Consider the following 17,805-nt stretch of genomic DNA (forward strand, 5'->3'; position numbering starts at 1 on the left):
ACCCTGAAGCGGACGTTCCGCCTCCGGCCCAACCCAGACCCGAGCAGTCGTCTGCGGATCCCGAAAGCGGCCATTCGCCCGACAACCGGCGACTTTAACTCAGGTGAAAAAACGGCTTTAAGACGCGGATCCGGCACCCGGCATGGCGGTGTGAGGGCACGTGGCTCTTCGCAACGTCCGTGAACGACGTCGGCCACCGAGGGCCAGGCTTACCTCTCGATGAATAGCGATGTGCACCGCCTCTCGCGCGAGGAGCTTGAGGCAGAAGTCCTGCGCCTGCGGGAGAGGCTTGCCGAGCAGCCTGAACCCGGTCTGGATCCATCCGATCAACGACGCCGCTCGGCAGCGGCCAACGCCGACGTGCTGTTCTCCGCCGTCGACAGGACCAGCCTGCCGATCATCCTCACGGATCCCAATCAGGACGATGACCCGATCGTCTACACCAACCGCGCCTTCCTCGACCTCACGGGCTACGACCTGGACCAGGTCGTCGGGCGCAACTGTCGCTTCCTCCAGGGGCCGAATACCGAACCGGGCTGCGTCGACGAAATCCGCGCAGCGCTACGCGACGACCGCGACCTCACCGTCGAGATCACCAACCATCGCCGCGACGGCACGACGTTCGTGAATGCCCTGTTCGTCGGACCCGTTTTCGACGGGGAGGGACGGCTGCGCTACCGCTTTGGCAGCCAGATCGATGTCACGGAGGCGCACCGCAACCGGCAACGCTTGGCCGACAGCGAGAAGCGCCACCGCGCGATCTTCGACAGCGCCAGCGAAATGGCGATCATCGTTACCGACACCGAGGGCAAGGTGACCGACTGGAACGTCGGGGCCGAACGCATCCTGGGCTGGTCGGCCGATGAGATGGGCGGGCAGACCGTCGAGCGGATCTTCACGCCCGAAGACCAGGCCTCCGATCGCGCGCGGGAGGAGATGGCCATTGTCCTCCGCGACGGGCATGCCAGGGACGTGCGCTGGCATTTGCGCAAGGACGGCGACCGTTTCTACGCGGTCGGCGACATGACCTCGCTGCGCGGGGTGGACGGGACGCACCAGGGTTTCGTCAAGGCGATGAGCGACCGCACGGATGAGCGCAACATTGCCGCCAAGCAGAAGGCCGACTCCGAGTTCATGCAGGGCGTCCTGGCGTCCTCGGCCGACTGCATCAAGGTGCTCGACCTCGACGGAGGCCTGACCTTCATGAGCGAGGGCGGCATGAAGGTGATGGAGGTCGGCGACTTCAATCAGATCAAGGGCTGCCCGTGGCCGAGCTTCTGGCGGGGCCGGGGACACGTCGATGCCTTGGAGGCCCTGGCCACGGCCAAGCGTGGCGGCGTCGGCCATTTCCAAGGTCCGGCCGATACCTTGCTCGGCAAGCCCCGGTGGTGGGACGTGCAGGTCACGCCGATCTTTGGTGCTGACGGGCGGCCGGAGAGGATCCTTTCCGTCTCGCGTGACATCACCCAGCAGAAGTTGTTTGAGGGGCGCCTCGCGGACAGCGAGGCCCACTGGCGCAGCCTGTTCGAGCGCCTGAGCGAGGGCTTCATCGTCGGCGAGGTTGTGCGCGACACAACCGGACGCATCACGGACTGGCGCTACGTCGACGTCAACTCGGCCTGGGGCCGGCTCGTCGGCATCGCCTCAGACAGCGTTGTCGGCCGCACGATCCGCGAGGTATTCCCTGGCATCGAGGACGCCTGGGTCGACGAGTTTGCCGACGTGGTCGAGACCGGCGAACCGGTAACGTTCGTCCGTCAGGTCGGGACCCTCGCGCGGTGGTACGAGGGCCGTGCCTTCTCGCTCGGTGGCGAACGCTTCGGCGTCATCTTCCTGGAGGTGACGGAGCGGGTGCAGGCCGATGCCCGCCGCAACGGCCTCCTGGAGTTCGGGGACCGGTTGCGAGCCGGCATTGACGCCAACGCGATAGCGATGGCGGGCTCGACGATCCTCGGGCGCGTCTTGGGCGTCGGTCGGGTTGGCTACGGCACGGTCGGCCCGGACGGTGAGAGCTTCGTGGTCGAGGAGGACTGGACCGCGGCGGGTTTCCCGACGCTGGCCGGCCACTATCGCATGGACGATTACGGCCTCTACGCTGAAGACCTCCGGCAGGGGCGGACGGTCGTCATTGCGGACGTGCGCGACGACCCGCGCACCGCCGCCTCCGCCACGACACTAGAGGCGGTCTCCGCGCGCACCCTGGTGAACGTGCCCATAGTCGAGAAGGGCCGGACGGTGGCGGTGCTTTACGTGAATGACGGGCAGCCGCGGTCTTGGACCGAATCGGAGGTCTCGTTCATTCGGCAGATCGCTGAGCTGACCCGCCAAGCCGTCGAGCGTCGGCGTGCCGAGGAGCGGCAGGACCTGCTGAACCACGAACTCTCCCACCGCCTTAAGAACACGATGGCGATGGTCGTGAGCATCGCGCACCAGACGCTGCGGTCTGTTCCGGAGCGCGAGCCGGTCGAGGCGTTCCATAAGCGCATCCAGGCGTTGGCCTCGGCCCACGACCTTTTGCTGCGCAAGGACTGGACGTCTGCCGACCTGCGGACCGTATGCCGAGAGGTTCTGGGCAACGCGGCCGAGGCGCGGCGCTTCACGCTGGACGGCCCCAACGTGGCGCTCGGACCAAGTGCTGCGCTGTCAGCGTCGTTGCTCCTCCATGAACTAGCGACCAACGCGGCCAAGTACGGCAGCCTGTCCGGCGAAGAGGGCGAGGTCGAGGTGCAATGGTGGATCGATACCGCGACTGGGGAGCCCGGGCTGGTGCTGCGGTGGCGCGAGCACGGAGGTCCTCCCGTGGTAGCGCCGACCCGGCGAGGCTTCGGTTCGCGCCTAATCCGCACGGGTCTCGTCGGAACGGGCGAGGTCGACGTTACATACGACACGGACGGGGTGATCGCGGTGATGCGTGCACCGCTGATCGAGGTGCAACGCTCATGACGATGACCGGGACGGACGGCGACGAAGCGCGGCCGGTCGTGCTCGTGCTCCAAGATGAGCCGATCCTGGCCGGCATCATGAGGGACTTCGTCGAGGAGGCGGGATGCGTCGCAGTCGTGGTGCGCACTGCTCAGGCGGCGGTGCGCACTCTGGAGGAGCGCACGGACATCCGAGTGGTGTTCGCCGACCTCGACGTACGCGGCTCAACCACCGGGCTGAAGCTGGTGGCGATGATCCGGGACCGCTGGCCTCCCATCGAGCTGGTCCTGACGGGGGCTCTGGCGCCGGACCTCGACGCTATTCCGGCGCGAGGCGTATTTTGCAACAAGCCCTTCCGCGAGAGCAAGGTAATCTCGGCAATCCGTAGTTTTGCCGCATGAGCCAGAAGCTCCTGTCCGCTTCAGAGCGTCGAATCGAGGGGAGCGAGCAGGCATAAATCCGCCCAACCTGGACATAAGTCATCCTCCGCCAAGCTGCCTCGGAGCGGACCTCCCGAGGGTCTGCGAAGGGTGGGAAGTGGCGCCTCGCGCAAGGCTGTCGCTTGCCCGTTAGCGCGCCATACTGGCCCAGATACAGGAGGCAAGGCACCCAATCGGGGAAGCGCGCCGTCGCCAGCTACCGTGCTAGGTGGAGGTAGCCTGGGTCGAAGCCGCTGGCATAGACGAGCGCATCCCAGGCATGGATGGTGAGGACGTTGCGGCGCAGGGTAAGAAGCTCCTGCTTACGCATTGCCTTGAAGGTGCGGTTGATATGCACGCTGGTGACGCCGAGCGTGTCGGCCAGGCAAGTCTGCGTCAGGGGAAATTGGCAGCGGTGGTCGGCCGCCAAGCCGATTGCCGCGAGCCTCAGGTATAGTTCGCAGATAAGGTGGCCGACCCGCTCGTGGGCGGAGCGCCGGCCCAGGCCGACCAGCCAGGCCCGCTGGATCCCGGCATCGACCAGCGTGGAGCACCAGAGTGCGGTAGCGAGGTTGGGGAAGGCGGCGGTGAGCGCGCGCAGCTTGTCGTGCGGGATCAGGATAACCGTGGCCTTGGTCAGAGCCGCAAGACCGTCCTCGCGGACGGGCAGGTGTAGGTTCTGCAGATCGGGGACATCCCCCGGGAGGTAGAGGCCGAGGATCTGCCGCCGGCCCCCACTGAGCAGCCGGTAGCGGCAGAGCCAGCCGTCGACGACGAGGCAGCACTGCGCAGGCGCATCGCCTGCCCGTACGAGGTCGGCTCCGGCCGCGACGACACGCGGTCGCACCGACAGATCCTGGATGGCCCGCTGCTCGGCCTCGGTGAGGGCGGTAAAGCGCGTGAGCGTGCGCACGAGCCCGGCCATCGCATGGAGCGGTTCTGGGTTCACGAAAGCTGGCCTAGGGGATGAACATGGGAGCGCGAACGGCACATGGTCGCCGGCAGCTACGAGAGCCACGCCACGGCGGGCTCAACTTACACGCGAAGAGCCTGGTAGGAAACTACGCTGTTCCTGGGTTAGGAGAGCTTGACGTGGTCGTGACCGACTGTAGGCGCGGGGATGCGCGGCTTCTGACACCCGATCCCAAGCTCGTTGAAAAGCGGTGTATGCAGGCTCAGCCAGGCGAGACAGAGGCAAGGATGGACGCGACAGCTGAGGACCATGACGTCCGTCCGCGCCCCGGACTACCGGAGCGTCGGGGACTCGCCCGGCTGCAAGTGGCGGTCGCCTCCGTCGGGACTGCTCGGCGAAACGTGGTCGTTCAATCGGCCAAGATGTTCGAAGACGTGCTCGAAGGCGGCGGTGACGGCCTTCTCGAAGCTACCGTCGCCCTTGCCCTGGGCATCCTTCAACGCGCCGAGCAACTGGCGGTGCATTTCGGTATCTGTGGACATGACCTACCCTTTTGCCCGGGCATGCCCCGGGGTCGGTAAAAAGCCCCCGCTACCGACGACGGTTCCTGGGACCGTGGCCGCGGGGCCGACGGCGGCGCGCTTACGACGTGGACCTTCGATAGCAACCCGTCGAAGACCGCACGGCGAAGTGAGGCCGCCGGCTATCAGGAGGGCTAAGCTCCCATGGTCATGACCGAACCGCCGTCGACCCTGAGGAACTCGCCCGTGATAAAGCTGGCATGTTCCGAGCAGAGGAACGTGACCGCGGCGGCGACTTCCTCCGCGCGGCCGCGCCGCTTGGCGACGATGCCGGGGCGCTCCTCGTCCAGAGTGACCTGGACCGCTTCGTCGAACGAGATGCCTTTCTCCTTGGCCTTCTTCTCCATCTGCGCGTCAGTCATCGGCGTTGCGATGAAGGCCGGCCCGACCGCGTTCACAAGCACGCCGTCCGGCCCGTAGGCCTTGGACAATCCTTTCGCGAGGTTCAGGACGCCCGCCTTGGCCGCCGCGTAGGGCAGTTCCTCGACGTAGGGCTGCACGGCGTCCTCGGACGAGAACAGCACAACGCGGCCCCAGCCCGCCTTGCGCATGTGCGGAATGAAGGCCCTGGTCGCGCGCACCCCGGCCATGAGGTCGGTCTGCAACGCCTCAAGCCAGTCGTCGTCGGTGAGGTCCAGGAAGTCCCCCGACGCCCCGGTGATCCCAGCGGCGCAGACGAGGATGGTCGGCTTGTCGTCGAAGGCCATGTTGGCGAAGGCGGCGAGCACCTCGATCCCCTTGGCCGTGCTCAGGTCCGCTTCGATGGCACGGACCGGGCCCAGCGCCGCCAGTTCCTCGGCGGTGGCCTGCAACTCAGGGCCTTCCTTGTCGGTCAGGACGACGTGGACGCCTTCGCGCAAGAGATGTTCGGCGGTCGAGCGGCCCATGCCAGACTTGGCTCCCGTCACGACCGCGATCCGTCCGCTGATGCCAAGATCCATCTGTCTCGTTCCGTCACCGTTCGAGAGGGCCGCCCCGTGTCACACCATGAGCGGTGAATGGGAAGTCCGCCTTGCGGGAGAGGTTCCGTGGGAGTTCTGAACCGCTCCGGGTTTCCCGGAGGCTATTCGGTTTGGATCAGGCGGCCAAGGCTTGTACCTTGGCCTGGGCATAGTAGCGCGCTTCGGCCTCGGCGGGAGGGATATTCCCGATTGGTTCGAGCAGTCGGCGGTTGTTGAACCAATCCACCCATTCGAGGGTGGCAAACTCGACGGCTTCGAACGACCGCCACGGGCCACGCCGATGGATGACCTCGGCCTTGAACAGGCCAATCACCGTCTCGGCGAGCGCATTATCGTAGGAATCTCCAACGCTACCGACGGAGGGTTCGATACCTGCCTCGGCGAGACGCTCGGTGTAGCGGATGCTGACGTATTGCGACCCGCGGTCGGAGTGACAGACAAGACCGCCGCCGGCGAAAGGGCGGCGCTCGTGCAGGGCCTGCTCCAGGGCATCGAGCACGAAGTCAGCCCGGGCGGAGCGCGACACACGCCAGCCTACGATCCGGCGCGCGAAGACGTCGATCACGAAGGCGGCGTAAACGAAGCCACGCCAGGTCGCCACGTAGGTGAAGTCCGCGACCCACAATCTGTTCGGGCACGCGGCCTTGAACTGCCGGTTGACCCGGTCGAGCGGACAGGCCGCCGCCGGATCAGGAATGGTCGTGCGGACCCTGCGTCCCCGGACGACGCCAGCTAAGCCCATCACCCGCATCAACCGAGCCACCGTGCAGCGGGCGGCTACGATCCCCTCGCGGGCGAGTTGCCGCCAGACCTTGCGCACGCCGTAGACCCGGAAGTTCGCCTCGTACACGCGCCGGATCTCGGCCATAAGCGCCGCGTCCCGCTTGGATCGGGCCGGCAGCTTCCCGGGATCGGTCCGCCGCGCGGCATGGGCGCGGTACGTCGACGGGGCGATCGGCAGCACGCGGCAGATCGGCTCGACCCCGTAGGTGGCGCGGTGCTCGTCGATGAACGCAATCATCGCTTGAACGGGCGGTCGAGCTCCGCCTGTGCAAAATACGCTGACGCCTTCTTCAGGATCTCGTTGGCCTGCCGGAGCTCCCGGTTCTCTCGCTCCAGGGCCTTGATCCGCTCGCGCTCGTCCGTCGTCGGTCCGGCTCGCACACCCTGGTCCCGCTCGGCCTGGCGCACCCAGTTCCTCAGTGTCTCGCCCGAACAGCCGATCTTGGCGGCAATCGAGCGGATCGCTCCGTACTGAGAGGCGTGATCGCCCTGGTGCTCCAGCACCATCCGCACAGCGCGCTCACGGACCTCAGGGGAAAACGGTGGAGTTCGTTTCGTCATGGCTCCATCCTCGCAAGAGTTGGGGCCTCCGGAAAACCCGGCGCGGTTCAGTTCCGTGCTCCGGCCTTCTCGCCGAGGTGATGCAGGCTCGAAGTTCCCGTTCCACCTCTTCGTGACAGATACCTGAACTCGTCGCGACGACCCCATGACGGGCCGGTGCGACCCTTGGCGGCCAGGGGCTGGGGTGCCCAAAGGTCGGACCCGACCAGGGAACCTCCTCCGCTCTACACAATTGCCGCCTCGGCATCACGGAGCAGAAGCATGGCGACGAGCAGCACCCCGCGTACTCATCGGACCCGCAACAATACCGATTCCAACGCCAAGAAGGTGTCCATCGAGGCTTTGAACGCCCGGCTGGCGGACGGCATCGACCTCGCGCTGGCGATCAAGCAGGCGCACTGGAATCTCAAAGGGCCGCAGTTCATCGGGATCCACCTGATGCTGGACGGCTTCCGTGCCGAGATCAGCGGCTTCAACGACAAGGTGGCCGAGCGGGCGGTGCAGCTCGGTGGCACGGCCCTGGGAACGGCGCAAATCGTGGCCGACAAGACCAAGTTGCCCGCCTACCCGACCGGCATCTACGCCATCGCCGACCACGTCGCCGCGCTGATCGACAGCTACGCCGCCTACGCCAACGCCGTGCGTGAGAACATCGACGAGACGGACGAGGCGGGTGACGCCGACACGGCGGACCTGTTCACGGAGGTGTCCCGCGCCGTCGACAAGCACCTCTGGTTCCTCGAAGCCCACGTGCAAGAGCCGACGGGTCAGATGCGCGACGGCGACGCTCGCAATTGAGCCGTGGCCGCCCCTTCGTACCTGACCGTACTGAGGGGCGGTCGCAAGAAACGTGGTGTCAGGCCGGGATGCTTTCGGGCGAGGCTGTGTTCTCTGCGGTCACGCCATTCTCGCGATGCCGGAAATCGCTCAGCGCCCGATAGACCTGCAGCCGTGCGCGCATCACCGAGCCAAGCGGCCGGTGCTCCGCGAGGCTGTGCGCCGGCCGGAAGGTCATCACCTCGTCGAAGTAGTGCACCCGCTCGGGTGAGTAGGCATCTTGGCGCGGCAGCCGAAGCGTCGCCACCGTCCGGTACGGGCTGACCGCGACCGGCCAGTCGACCGAGGCGTCCTCGATGGGCTGGCGCTCAGCATCCGCCCAGAGCTGCGCCTTAAGCTCGTACACCACCTCGTTGTCGCGGAAGAACGCCGCGGCCGCGTGGCGGAAACCGTCCTCGTCATCGTGTGAGTCGAGCCGCCATTCGGCCAGGTCCAGCTGCGCCTTCGAAGCCGGGACCGCGCCGAGCTTGGCGACGTAGTCCCCGAACCGCATCGGAGCTTGGCTGAAGTAGCTGTCGGCGAGCGGATGGCTGTAGGGGTGGCCGAGGAAGTCGGCCATGGCGCTCTCCGTGCCGAAGGCATGCAACACCCGGTTGAGGTTGCGTGCGGTTGCGGCGACCGCACTCTTCACGCCCTCGGGCAGGCCGGTCGCCTTGCCGATCACGGTTCCGTCGCGCAGGAACCCGGCCGCCGTCCCGGACGGGAAGGTCGTGCCGGTGGCGAGCACGAAGTCCTGGGTCTCGACGTCGTGGCCGGGCAGCTTCTCGCCGGGCACCCCGAAGACCTTGATCGACATGCCGCGGTGGGTCGACACGCGGTCGCCCAGGGTTTCGCCCGGCCCCTGGGCGAAGCGCACGGCTACCTTGTGCATCCCGGGCTTGGCGAACAGACCCTGTGCGAGTTCGGGCGGCAGGCCTTCGGGGACGACCAACTCCCCGGTGACGCAGGCAGAGCTTTTCGCGTGGCTCGCGCGCACCGCGTGACGCTCGCGCTTCTCCACGACCTGCGACTGCTGGGTCATCCCCTGGATGATGCCGTCGATGGACTTCTGCTCGTCCGGGGCAGGCGTCTCGATGTCGGGCGCGTAACGGAGGTAGGTCATGGGCATCTCCTGATCGTGTCGTGCGCCAACGGGATTGCTTGACGTTGGCCGGGGTCAGGGCGCGGGATCGACCTGCTGCTTTGGAGCAAAGGGCGGGCGCAAGACGACGAACCCGTGGCGGCTGGGCGGGCCGTACCGCCGACAAGCCGCCCGCCGGGGCGTACGTTCCCGGGTTCGTTCATGGGCGATTGAATGTCGCGCAATCCGGAACGTCACCCACCCGCTGTCGTTCTGTCTCGGCCGCTGCCAGGAGACTGACCGTGCAACCACCCGTTCGATACAGTCCCGATGTCGAGGTGGTGAGGCCCGACGAAGGGCAGACCATCGAACAACTGAACGAGGCCTTCGACACGATCCTGACCAGGGTCGCGGAGCATTCGGGCCATGCCGTGCGCTCGGTCCACGCGAAGTCGCACGGCATCCTCGTAGGGACGCTGACGGTCGATGCGGGGCTGCCCCCCGAACTGGCCCAGGGCCTGTTCGCGAAGGCGGGGGAGCATAAGGTGTACATGCGGATGTCGACCAACGCGGGCGACATCCTACCCGACTCCGTCTCCCTGCCCCGGGGCATCGCCTTGAAGGTCCTAGACGTCGAGGGCGAGCGTCTCCCGGATGCGGAAGGAACGACGCAGAACTTCATCATGGTCAACGGCAAGGTGTTCCAGGCGCCGAACGCCGAGAAGTTCCTCGGCAGCCTCAAGCTGCTCGCCGGCACGACCGACCGGGTGGAGGGACTGAAGGTCGCCGCCTCGACCGTGTTGCGCGGGGTGAACAAGGCGCTGCACGCATTTGGCGTCGACAGCCCCACCATCGGCTCGCTGGGCGGCGCGCCCAACGTCGACCCCCTCGGCGAGACGTACAACAGCCTGACGCCGTTTCGGTACGGTGACTACATCGCCAAGTTCTCGCTGGTCCCGGTCGCCCCCGCCCTGACCGCCCTGACCGGCGCCGAGATCGACGCCTCCGGTCGGCCGTACGCGATCCGCGAGACGGTGCGGTCCGAGATGGCTGGCATCGCCGGTGAATGGGAGTTCCGCGTGCAGCTCTGCCGCGACCTCGAACGCCAGCCGGTCGAGGATCCTACGGTGGAGTGGAAGGAGGACGAGGCACCGTTCCAGCGGGTCGGCGTCCTCCGCGTCCAGCCCCAGGACAGTTGGGATCCGGCCCGGGTCCAGGTGGTGGATGAGGAGATGCGCTTCAGTGTCTGGACCGGGCTCGCCGCGCATCGGCCGCTCGGCAACATCAACCGCGCCCGCAACGCTCCCTACCGGCATTCGGCCGAGTTCCGCGAGCGCTTCAACCGCTGCCCGATCCACGAGCCGGGCGCGGTGCGCCGATGAGGGAGGACAACAAGCGGCTCGTCCGCGCCTACTTCGATGCGTTCCGCGACTGCGACGATGCTTGGTGGGACGCCAACATCGCGCCGGACTTCGTCCGGCACGACCCGGGCCTCGACTTCGAGGTGCGCGGACCGGCGGGCGTGCGCAAGCTCGCCGCGGTCCTGCATGGCGGCCTGTCGGACATTGCTATGCCAGTCGACGAACTCATCGCCGAGGGCGACCGCATACTCGCACGGCTACGTTTCCAGGGGCGGCATACCGGCGAGTTCCAGGGGCTGCCGGCCACCGGGCAACACATCGACATCGTGGTCATGGACCTCTTCCAGGTCGCGGACGGTCGCCTCGTCGAACACTGGGCGTTGATGGACAACCTGACGATGCTCAAGCAACTCGGCGCCGTCGACACGTGACGGCCGGCGACGACGCCGTGACGTGATATAACCCGCGTCCCGGCGGCCACCCCACGGAGGCTGCGTCCGCCGGGATGAGCGATCAGGCGGTGCCGTTGCCGCCGGTGGCGCCATAGACCTCGCCGGTGACGTAGCTCGCCTCCTGGCTCGCGAGGAACACGTAGACCGGAGCGAGTTCAACCGGCTGGCCGGGACGGCCCAGCGGCACCTCGGAACCGAACTTCTCGACGTTCTCCTGCGGCTGGCCGCCCGAGGGCTGCAGGGCCGTCCAGAACGGACCGGGCGCCACCGCGTTCACCCGGATGCCCTTCGCGATCTGCTGCTTGGCCAGCGCCTTCGAGAAGGCGACGATGCCGGCCTTCGTGGTCGCGTAGTCGACCAGGATCTGCGGCGGGTTGTAGGCTACGACCGAGGCGGTGTTGATCACAGAGGCGCCGGCCGGCATGTGCGGTAGGGCGGCCTTGGTGATCCAGAACATGGCGTAGAGGTTGGTCTTCAGCGTCCGGTCGAACTGCTCGTCCGTGATATCGGTGATGTCTTTCTGGTTCGTCTGCTTGCCGGCGTTATTGACGAGGATGTCAAGGCCGCCGAGGTCGGTGACCGCCTTCTTCACGAGTGCCTCGCAGAACCCCTTGTCGGTGATGTCGCCCGGCAGCAGCACCGCCTTGCGGCCCTCCGCCTCGATCAGCTTGGCGACCTCCTGCGCGTCGGGCATCTCGTCCGCGACGAAGCTGAGCGCCACATCGGCGCCCTCGCGGGCGAACGCGATGGCGGCTGCCCGACCGATACCGGAATCGGCACCGGTGACGAGGGCCTTGCGTCCCTCTAGGCGACCGTGGCCGCGATAGCTGGTTTCGCCATGGTCGGGCTTGGGCTTCATCGCCTGCGCCAGCCCCGGGGCTTCCTGCGGCTGCTTCTCGAAGGGCGGTTGCGGGTATTGTGTGCGGGGGTCCTGCATCTTCAGGCGCAGGTCCGGGGCATCCGTCATCTGGTGTTCCATGGCGCCGGCTTGGCCAGGGCAGCACACGCGGCGCGGTTCAGGGAAGGCGCTGCCCGGATAGCGGGCCAATCACCGACCCGCGCGTCTGTTCCAGTGGCCGTTAGGGTATCATCGCCACACCCGACCCTGGGGTCTTACCTGCGTCATCGTCCGCAGGGACCGGGCCTCCGCTTAGGCGTTGTCGGATGGGACCGACCCACCGGAGACGTCATGCTGAACCCGTTCTATGCCGCGTTCCTGCTCGCCGTGGAGGCGCAGAAGGTCATCGAGTTGCGGCTGGTGCGGATCGCCTGGGGCGGAGCCGAGGCTCAGGCCGAGATGGTGTCGATGGTCGGCGAGAAGGTCGTGGCCGCAATGGAAGCTGCCAACACCCTGATGGCGGGCGGAAGCCCTGGCGAGGTCGTCGCACGCTACCGGGAACTGGTTGCAGACAATACGCGGCGCCTCTCAGAAATGGTCTGAGCGCTGGCGCCTGCAGCCAAGTTCCTGGCATTCCGGGGTAAACGGAGCCGACATGGGTGAGCTACCCACGTAGCACGATTTGGTCGTGGGGGTCTGCTAATGCTTGATGACCGGACTTTCGGACGGTTGGCGGCAATGGTCAGCTGATGGCGCGTTGCAGTCTTCCAGTGAGCGGTTCCGGCTAGCGGATAGGATCCGATAGCTGCCGTTCACGGATTTAGGAGATCCGAACGCGTATCGAAACCGCCGGCGGGGGGGCTGACCTCAAGAATCTGATATTAATGAAGAATTTCCAATTTCACACTGAAAATGCTCGCAAAGGGGGCCCGGCTTAATATGCTGTAGACCGCGCAACAGCGTGGAACTGCCAAGCCTTGATGGTGTCAGGTAAGGCGTTGAGGCTGGCTCGAAGCCGAACACGGACTCCTGAACCCACGCGGACCGATGCTCTGCTGAATCGCATGTCCGTCACTATCCTGCTTCGGGATCTGGATGTCTGGCTGCATGCTACCACCCCCCGCTTCAGCAAGTGGCTCGTCCTATGCAGCCTGCCTTAGGCGCTCCGGAATGAAGCCTGATCGGATCTGCTCAGGCGTGGCCGGCCAGTATGCATTCCAGGCACCATACGCACACTCTCTGCCGCCGTAGGCGCGGCGGCACAGTGTGGCAATCTGCTCCCCGGTCAGGCGCCCACGCTCCATCAATGCATCGGCGATGGCCTTGATGGCAGCGGCGCCTGCCTTTGACCGAACGAGGGCGGCAGCCCTCGCATCGGCCAGTGCGAGAAGTTCGTGCTGCTCTGCGTCCGAGAGATCCCAGGCTCCAACCACCAGCTTGGCACGCTCCATGTCCTGCTCTCCCCCTAAGAACATGCAGGCGGCCGCCGACATACGCCGGTAGTGCGCTTCGGCCATGAACCCGGCGAAGCAGTTGATGAGCTCCATGTCTCGGGTGATAGCGCGGAGGTACTTGAAGCGTTCCTGTTCCTCCGGAGAGCCTTCAATCCGCGGCAGCCCATACGGGTAGCTATGGAGGTCGTACCCTTCGACGATGCCCTCACAGCCGACAATCCGCACACCCTTGCGGTTCTTCACGACTTTGCGCGCGCGGACTTCCTCAACGGTGAGGACAAGGGCACGATCCGTTCGGTGACCGAAATACCATCGCGTTAGCGCGTGTCCGGCTTCGTGATGGCAAGCCAGCCGACGTCGACCCTTCGTCCTGACCATTTGCCTCATTGCTCCTCGTTGGCGCTGTCTTGGCGCAAGTGGAACCAGATCATCGTCAGCCTTCCTTCCGGCTGTAGGGGCTTAGGTCTGCAAGGGTCATCATATCCTTGTCGATCTCGCGCTTTTCCTCGGCAGCCATCTCCAAGGCGTGAGGGTCCGAGTCCCAGATAGCTTTAAGCCGATCCGCTCGCAGCCGAAGGCTGGCGGTGAGTTCCAGACCAGCAGCGCGGAGGGGTTCAATCATCGCATTGGGAAATCTCCGCTGAGCGATGATCAAGTTGTGTACCTGTTGCGGGCTGACACGCCTGCCGGCTGCCTTCGACAGCGCCTCAGCCATCGGGGCCTGCCACCGCGGTCCGAAGGACAACTCTCCGGTTTCGATGAGCATCTGACGCAGCAGCTGCCGGGATGGGTCCAGACGGTCCACGGCCGCCTGGATCTGCTCTGGCGTGAGAGGTACGCGGGGAGGCTGCGACATCAGTCAGCCCTCAAGATATCGGAGGGCGCTTTCCCAAGTCTTGCGGGCGAAGTGGCGGCTGAACGCATCCTCATCGGACGTCGGTCCGCCCGCAGCTTCCTCAGCGTCTAGGTCGGCGAGGCGCTGCCGGAGGTCCTCCTTCGTCACCGGAGCCGGCACTTCGTTCTTGTGCGGGTAACCGTAACGCTCGCGGATCCACGCGATCGCAGCGTTGCGGTCCGCATTCGCCGGCTCGGGGATCCTGGACACCGCATCGAAGGCGCCGCCCGAGACAATCCACTCACTCCAGCAGTCGGTGCTGTCCTGGCAGATTGTGCGCATGCCAGTCTGCCAGACGTCGCGCTCGAACAGGTCACACATGATGTCATGCGCGCACGACAGGACAGACTGCGCGCCGAGCGCGAGGTCGATGATGATGAGCACGTCTCCGTCAACTTCAGCGGTGTAGTCAGCAGGCCGGAAGTGCATCGGAATGCTGAAGGCTTCGGTCATCTGCAGGGCACCTTCTGTTTGACTGTATCGACGGGAACAAGCGGGCGACCGTTATGGCAGTCGCGCAAGGGGAGCCCCAGAAGCGGGCAGCCTGCGTCTTCTTTGGGTTTAGGATCATACACCAAATCTGGCGCCCTTCAACTGCGAGGATGCCGCAGCTCATGATCTTCCCGACCGGCATGGCTTCGCCATCTGCTCCGAGCGCTTTCGCCGAGCCGCACAGGCTACACTTCAAGGTGTGGTCCCCAGTTTCTAATCTCACCACAGCACCGTGGGTCCGCTCATTGAATAAAAACCCCGGTTGGATCAGTGACTTAGCGTATTCCTGGGAAGCCACACGAAGTTTAGTTCGATTTCCTTGCAGGGTGAGAGCGAGCGGCGGGTCGCCCGCGCGGGCCGAGGCCACCCGGCCGACGGCACAGACGTTCGTCTCCCAGGCCGCCCGGACGGGGAACGGCGGCCCCCCGATCCTCTCGGCCGTCGCCGAGGTCCGGCCGATCGGTGAGCTGCTCTACGGCCGGCGCTTCACCCGGGAGCTCGCGGAGGACCTCGGCAAGGATCCGCGCCAGCTGCGGCGCTGGCTCTCCGGCGAGGCGGCCGTGCCGGAGCGCGCCGTCCGGTGGGCCCGCGAGGCCGCCCGGCGCCGGGCCCGCGAGATCCTCGCCCTCGTCGGCGCCGAGGCCTAGCGGCAAGGGCGGAAGGTCACGTCGTCGTGCTCCAGGGCGCCATCCTCCCGCACGACGAGGTCGGTGTCGTAGCTGACCTCCGCGCCGCCCATCCCGAAACAGCGCGGGGCCCGGACCCGCCCGCCGGAGATCGTGGCGACGGGGCAATCCATCAGGTCGATGCCGACCTCGGGGCCCGGGCCGATCGTGATGCCGGGCAGGTCCACGCCCGCGGCGCAGTAGCGGCCCGGCGCGGGCTGGCGATCCGCCGCCGCCGCCGGCGCAGCCGCGAGCAGGGCGACAAGGAACAGGGCGCGCATCTTCAGAGCTCCAGGACGAAGGCGGGATCGAACGAGGGATTTTCGAGCTCGACGCGCCATTCGCCGTTGCGGCGCCGATGCGAGGTGTCGTGGCCTCGCGCGTTGGCGAGCACCCTCGTGCACCCGATCCGGTAATCGACCGTCCGGTGAACGTGCCCATGGATCCAGATGTCCGGGGCCCCGGGCCCCTCCATCATCGGCGTCAGGTCGCTCGCGTAGGCGGCGTCGATCACCTCGCGCACCTCGCCGTGCAGCAGGCTCCGGGGATGGGGCGCATGATGCGTCACCACGATCCGCGGCCCAGCCCACGTCTCCGCGAGCCGCCGCTCGATCCGGGCTCGGTGCTCCGCGTGGAGCGCGGCCGCCGCCGGGGGCCGGAACGGGGCCGGCGTCCCCAGTCGGTCTCGGGTCTGGATGAGCCGATGATCGCGCATGCCGACCTGCCGGTCCCCCGCGACCCGCATCGCGAGCTCGCGGTGCCCTGGACCCGCGACGGCGTAGTCGGTCCAGAGGGTCGCCCCGATCACCTCGATGCCGTCGACGTGCCGCGCCTGGCCGCAATCAAGCAGCGTCACATCCGCTGCGATCGCGGCGTCCCGGCCCCGGGAGATCTCGTCGGGCAGCCTCGCTCGCCACAGGTCATGGTTGCCCGGCACATAGATGACGTGCCGCGCCCGTGGTCGGATGTGCTCAGCCAGCCACGGGATCGAGCGCCGGGTCAGGCCGTCGGCGACGTCTCCGGCGACGATCGCGATGTCGACCCGCGGCCCCGGCGGTAGCTCGAACGGAGAGGCATCGACGTGAAGGTCGCTCATGATCAGCACGCTCGTCATCACTCTCCTCCTACCGCCCAGGCGCTTCCGTCCACCTCGAACCAGACCGCCCGCGCCCTCGTGACGACCTGCCGCTCCACCCGAAACCCGGCCTCCTTGACGCGGTAGCGCAACCGGGCCACTCCCTCCGGCCGGGGCAGGTCCGCGACCGTGCCGGCCGCCCGAGCGTGAACGTCCCTCGCGCCGGTTCGCAGGCACCGGAGACGGGCCGCCTCGCTCGCCCGGAACGTGACGCCGACGAGGACGACGCCGAGCCGGCGTCCGACGACCCGTCCGGAAATGCGGACGCTCCACCGACACCGCGTGCGGTTGCGGTAGACCTCAGGCACCGCCCGCGATCCTCCGTCCGTTGGCGTGCTCCGGGCAGAGACAGCGGAGCCAACCGCCCTGGCGGACCCGGCCCGCGCGCCCGCACTCCTCGCAGATGTAAGCCGATAGATGTTCGACACCGTCGACGATGTCCTTCATGTATTCGCAGTTCTCGTTGGCATCGTAATACCATCGAATACATCCGAACTTCTCCTTGAGCTGGGTCGAGTGGAAGCCGTCCGGGATGCCGCGCTCGCGGAGGAGCTCGGCCGCCGCTTCCCACAGCCAGCGCCAGCCGGGACCGCACTCGAAGCACCCCTGGCCGAAGACGCGCCGGTGCCGCCGGGCGAGGCGCTCGGCCCAGTCCGGCGGGCACCGTGGCGCGCCGTCTCGCCACCGGCACGCGAGCGTGCGGGCGAGCAGGTCGAGCAGGAACGGGCCGGGCACGGGGCCGACGAACGTCGCGGACCCGTCCGCGGTCCGCTCGCGCTCGACGGCGAGGAGCGGCCCGTTCCAGCGGACGAGCGGCCCGTGCGGCGAGGGCTCGACGGCGGTGACGGTGACGCTGTCCGCGCCGCCGTGATGGCGCAGGGCGGGGCCAGCGATGCTCAGGAACTCGTCGGCGATCATGGCGTGGGCGGCTCCGGCGGCAGGGGGGCGAGGCAGAAGGCCAGGGCCTCGGTCTCGATCGCGAGGCGCAGGCCGGCGGCAGGATCGAGGCGGCCGGCCGTGACGAGCCGGCCGATGCGCACGATCCGGGCGCGGCAGCCGCGGCCGACCAGGCTGCAGATCCGGCCGCTCTCCCAGGCGGCCTGGATCCGGGGCTGCGATGGCGTCGAGGTTGTCGGTGGTGTCCATGGGGCGTCTCCGTTCGGGGGGCCTCGGATCCGTTTCACGACCTCTCCTCCCGGGGCGCGCGGCGGTCGTCGGGGTTGGCCGGAAGGGCCTCGGCGAGGCGGACGACGGTCTGTCCGAGCAGCCGGGCGCCCGACGGTGCGAAGAGCCCGAGGGCGTACGCGCGGGGCCCCAGCTGCCGGATCGCCACCGCGCAGTCGGCGAGCTCGGGCCGGACGAGGCCGTCCTCGTCACGGCCGCGCACTTGCGAGAGGGCGGCGTCGAGTACGGGAAGGCGGGCGCGCTTCGGGTGCTGGCTGGTCATGACGGCCTCCGGGCGTTCGGGGTGGTGA

22 protein-coding genes and 1 other annotated feature are annotated in these 17,805 nt (G+C 67.2%); of the genes, 7 read left to right on the forward strand and 15 right to left on the reverse strand.

Going from position 1 to position 17,805, the window contains the following annotated elements; genetic code table 11:
• The first annotated feature begins 219 nt into the window (after positions 1-219).
• Entirely contained in the window at positions 220-2,943 is a 2,724-nt protein-coding gene (locus MFF54_RS22750) for a PAS domain S-box protein (RefSeq protein WP_096484928.1), read from the forward strand.
• A complete protein-coding gene (locus tag MFF54_RS22755) occupies positions 2,940-3,323 on the forward strand; it encodes a response regulator (RefSeq protein ID WP_096484927.1) in 384 nt (127 codons plus the stop codon). Before MFF54_RS22750 ends, MFF54_RS22755 begins: the two co-directional genes overlap by 4 nt.
• A gap of 235 nt (positions 3,324-3,558) precedes the next feature.
• Here the strand turns inward: MFF54_RS22755 and MFF54_RS22760 are convergent, their stop codons facing one another.
• From MFF54_RS22760 to MFF54_RS22775, 4 genes are all read right to left on the reverse strand, one after another.
• The gene (locus MFF54_RS22760) at positions 3,559-4,266 is read right to left on the reverse strand and encodes a Crp/Fnr family transcriptional regulator (RefSeq protein ID WP_096484926.1); all 708 of its coding nucleotides are present in this window, start codon (positions 4,264-4,266) and stop codon (positions 3,559-3,561) included.
• A 320-nt stretch (positions 4,267-4,586) separates the two neighbouring features.
• Positions 4,587-4,796, reverse strand: a complete 210-nt coding sequence (locus MFF54_RS22765) for a hypothetical protein (protein ID WP_096484925.1) — start codon at positions 4,794-4,796, stop codon at positions 4,587-4,589.
• Between the two features lie 173 nt (positions 4,797-4,969).
• A complete protein-coding gene (locus MFF54_RS22770; protein WP_096484924.1) occupies positions 4,970-5,776 on the reverse strand; it encodes an SDR family NAD(P)-dependent oxidoreductase in 807 nt (268 codons plus the stop codon).
• A gap of 136 nt (positions 5,777-5,912) precedes the next feature.
• Positions 5,913-7,141, reverse strand: a protein-coding gene (locus MFF54_RS22775) for an IS3 family transposase (protein WP_179698855.1) whose coding sequence is annotated in 2 segments (ribosomal slippage) — positions 5,913-6,853 and positions 6,853-7,141 — 1,230 coding nt in all. Because the reading frame shifts where the segments join, the coding sequence is not laid out codon by codon here.
• Positions 6,744-6,860 (reverse strand) — a sequence feature (AL1L pseudoknot). It overlaps the preceding gene by 117 nt.
• A 261-nt stretch (positions 7,142-7,402) precedes the next feature.
• Between MFF54_RS22775 and dps the strand changes: the two genes are divergently transcribed.
• Positions 7,403-7,939, forward strand: coding sequence for a DNA starvation/stationary phase protection protein Dps (gene dps, locus MFF54_RS22780; RefSeq protein WP_096484923.1), 537 nt, complete (start codon positions 7,403-7,405; stop codon positions 7,937-7,939).
• Positions 7,940-7,997: 58 nt separating this feature from the next.
• On the opposite strand, the gene MFF54_RS22785 is transcribed toward dps, so the two are convergent.
• The gene (locus tag MFF54_RS22785; protein ID WP_096487801.1) at positions 7,998-9,080 is read right to left on the reverse strand and encodes a catalase family protein; all 1,083 of its coding nucleotides are present in this window, start codon (positions 9,078-9,080) and stop codon (positions 7,998-8,000) included.
• Positions 9,081-9,340: 260 nt separating this feature from the next.
• Between MFF54_RS22785 and MFF54_RS22790 the strand changes: the two genes are divergently transcribed.
• A complete protein-coding gene (locus MFF54_RS22790) occupies positions 9,341-10,420 on the forward strand; it encodes a catalase family protein (RefSeq protein ID WP_096484922.1) in 1,080 nt (359 codons plus the stop codon).
• A complete protein-coding gene (locus tag MFF54_RS22795; protein ID WP_096484921.1) occupies positions 10,417-10,830 on the forward strand; it encodes an ester cyclase in 414 nt (137 codons plus the stop codon). Before MFF54_RS22790 ends, MFF54_RS22795 begins: the two co-directional genes overlap by 4 nt.
• Before the next feature lie 82 nt (positions 10,831-10,912).
• Here MFF54_RS22795 and MFF54_RS22800 read toward each other — a convergent pair whose 3' ends face one another.
• Positions 10,913-11,818 carry an SDR family oxidoreductase gene (locus MFF54_RS22800; protein WP_096484920.1) on the reverse strand — a complete coding sequence of 302 codons (906 nt, stop codon included), beginning with the start codon at positions 11,816-11,818 and terminating at the stop codon, positions 10,913-10,915.
• A gap of 222 nt (positions 11,819-12,040) precedes the next feature.
• Here MFF54_RS22800 and MFF54_RS22805 point away from each other — a divergent pair, with 222 nt between their 5' ends.
• A complete protein-coding gene (locus MFF54_RS22805; RefSeq protein WP_096484919.1) occupies positions 12,041-12,292 on the forward strand; it encodes a hypothetical protein in 252 nt (83 codons plus the stop codon).
• Between the two features lie 539 nt (positions 12,293-12,831).
• Here the strand turns inward: MFF54_RS22805 and MFF54_RS22810 are convergent.
• From MFF54_RS22810 to MFF54_RS22820, 3 genes are all read right to left on the reverse strand, one after another.
• Positions 12,832-13,386: a hypothetical protein gene (locus MFF54_RS22810; RefSeq protein ID WP_238306515.1), complete on the reverse strand. Its 555-nt coding sequence runs from the start codon at positions 13,384-13,386 to the stop codon at positions 12,832-12,834.
• A gap of 190 nt (positions 13,387-13,576) precedes the next feature.
• Positions 13,577-13,999, reverse strand: coding sequence for a hypothetical protein (locus tag MFF54_RS22815; RefSeq protein WP_096484917.1), 423 nt, complete (start codon positions 13,997-13,999; stop codon positions 13,577-13,579).
• A 3-nt stretch (positions 14,000-14,002) separates the two neighbouring features.
• Positions 14,003-14,491 carry a hypothetical protein gene (locus tag MFF54_RS22820; RefSeq protein WP_096484916.1) on the reverse strand — a complete coding sequence of 163 codons (489 nt, stop codon included), beginning with the start codon at positions 14,489-14,491 and terminating at the stop codon, positions 14,003-14,005.
• 365 nt (positions 14,492-14,856) lie between these two features.
• On the opposite strand from MFF54_RS22820, the gene MFF54_RS22825 reads away from it, so the two are divergent.
• Positions 14,857-15,177 (forward strand): hypothetical protein, encoded by a 321-nt coding sequence (locus tag MFF54_RS22825; protein ID WP_096484915.1) that lies wholly within the window; start codon positions 14,857-14,859, stop codon positions 15,175-15,177.
• On the opposite strand, the gene MFF54_RS22830 is transcribed toward MFF54_RS22825, so the two are convergent.
• The 6 genes from MFF54_RS22830 to MFF54_RS22855 are packed head-to-tail and all read right to left on the reverse strand — an operon-like array spanning position 15,174 to position 17,777.
• The gene (locus MFF54_RS22830; protein WP_096484914.1) at positions 15,174-15,476 is read right to left on the reverse strand and encodes a hypothetical protein; all 303 of its coding nucleotides are present in this window, start codon (positions 15,474-15,476) and stop codon (positions 15,174-15,176) included. The genes MFF54_RS22825 and MFF54_RS22830 overlap by 4 nt on opposite strands.
• 2 nt (positions 15,477-15,478) lie before the next feature.
• Positions 15,479-16,309 (reverse strand): metallophosphoesterase, encoded by an 831-nt coding sequence (locus MFF54_RS22835; protein ID WP_096484913.1) that lies wholly within the window; start codon positions 16,307-16,309, stop codon positions 15,479-15,481.
• Positions 16,309-16,638 carry a L5-gp82 domain-containing phage-derived protein gene (locus MFF54_RS22840; RefSeq protein WP_096484912.1) on the reverse strand — a complete coding sequence of 110 codons (330 nt, stop codon included), beginning with the start codon at positions 16,636-16,638 and terminating at the stop codon, positions 16,309-16,311. The genes MFF54_RS22835 and MFF54_RS22840 overlap by 1 nt, the downstream gene beginning before the upstream one ends.
• Complete coding sequence (locus tag MFF54_RS22845; RefSeq protein ID WP_096484911.1) at positions 16,631-17,248, reverse strand: hypothetical protein; 618 nt, start codon at positions 17,246-17,248, stop codon at positions 16,631-16,633. Before MFF54_RS22845 ends, MFF54_RS22840 begins: the two co-directional genes overlap by 8 nt.
• On the reverse strand, positions 17,245-17,514 hold the full coding sequence (locus MFF54_RS22850) for a hypothetical protein (RefSeq protein ID WP_238306516.1): 270 nt from the start codon (positions 17,512-17,514) through the stop codon (positions 17,245-17,247). The genes MFF54_RS22845 and MFF54_RS22850 overlap by 4 nt, the downstream gene beginning before the upstream one ends.
• A complete protein-coding gene (locus MFF54_RS22855; protein WP_096484909.1) occupies positions 17,511-17,777 on the reverse strand; it encodes a hypothetical protein in 267 nt (88 codons plus the stop codon). The genes MFF54_RS22850 and MFF54_RS22855 overlap by 4 nt, the downstream gene beginning before the upstream one ends.
• Positions 17,778-17,805 lie beyond the last annotated feature (28 nt).

Source organism: Methylobacterium gregans (genome assembly GCF_022179245.1).
GTDB lineage: Bacteria > Pseudomonadota > Alphaproteobacteria > Rhizobiales > Beijerinckiaceae > Methylobacterium > Methylobacterium gregans.